Origin of the sequence: Isoptericola sp. NPDC019482, assembly GCF_040632295.1 — a bacterium.
Classification (GTDB): domain Bacteria; phylum Actinomycetota; class Actinomycetes; order Actinomycetales; family Cellulomonadaceae; genus Isoptericola.
This window is the reverse complement of record NZ_JBEYBQ010000081.1, coordinates 1-1,091: the sequence shown is the minus strand read 5'-3', so window position 1 is coordinate 1,091 and position 1,091 is coordinate 1. Positions and strand designations below refer to the sequence as shown.

Genomic DNA, 1,091 nt, shown 5'->3' with positions numbered 1-1,091 from the left:
CCTAGGTGTACCCGGCCACGACGTTGGTTACAGCCGGCTGATCGGCGGGAGCCCGCCGAGCGCTTGGTGGCGACGTCGGGTGTTGTAGTACTCGAGCCAGGGTGCCAGGGCTGCGGCGCGTTCGGCGTTTGAGGTGAAGACCTGCCGGTAGGCCCATTCGGTGGCCAGGGTGCGGTTGAGTCTCTCGACCTTGCCGTTCTGCCATGGGCAGTGCGGGCGGATGAACTTCTGCCGAATGCCGCGGGCGGTGCAGATCTGGCGCAGCGACCAGCGGTAGGCCCACGCGTTGTCGGTCATGAGGCGTTCGATCCGGGTGATGCCGTGGGCGGCGAAGTAGGCGATCGCGCGGTCCAGGAACGCGGCGCAGGTGGTGCCCTTCTCGTCGGGCAAGATCTCGGAGTAGGCCAGTCTGGAGTGGTCGTCCACGAGGGAGTGGACGTAGTCGTAGCCGATCTTGTCGTTCCTGCTGCGAGTCTTCTCGCGGTTCTCACGGCCGTGGGCGCGCCACCCGCCGCCGTCGGGGATGCGTCCGAGCTTCTTGACGTCCATGTGCACCAGCTCGCCTGGCCGGTCGCGCTCATACCGAATCGCGGTGGTCTTCGAGGCCCGCAGTCGTTCACCGGTCATCGGGTCCAGTGCGGCCAGGTGCGGCATGCCGTGCCGGATCAGGATCCGCGAGACGGTCCGGGGCGGCAGACCGACCTCGGCTGCGATCTGGTCCCGACCGCGCCGCTCGGCCCGACGAAGTGCCACGACCTTCGCCTCGACCTGCGCCGGGGTCTTGGTCGGGCAGCGGTGCGGGCGCGAGGACCGGTCATGCAATCCCGCCTCGCCCTCGGTGACGAACCGGTGCAGCCAGTACCGCACCGTCTTGCGTGAGACTCCCATCGCCGCGGCGATATGAGCCTGCTTCCAACCCTGCTCACGACGCTGGACGATCAACATCCTGCCGTGAACGGTCAGACGGGCATTAGCGTGGGACACGAGGACCTCCGGACTGGTGAAGACGTCAGACATCTCCACTAAGCCCGGGGGTCCTCCCTTCGACAACCGGAACTGGCACCAACCTCTTGGCCGGGTACACCTAGGCC

1 protein-coding gene is annotated in these 1,091 nt (G+C 67.3%); it reads right to left on the bottom strand.

Annotated elements, in window-relative coordinates:
- Nucleotides 1–27: 27 nt before the first annotated feature.
- Nucleotides 28–984, bottom strand: a complete 957-nt coding sequence (locus tag ABZ493_RS21760; protein ID WP_430584200.1) for an IS481 family transposase — start codon at nt 982–984, stop codon at nt 28–30.
- Between the last annotated feature and the right edge of the window lie 107 nt (nt 985–1,091).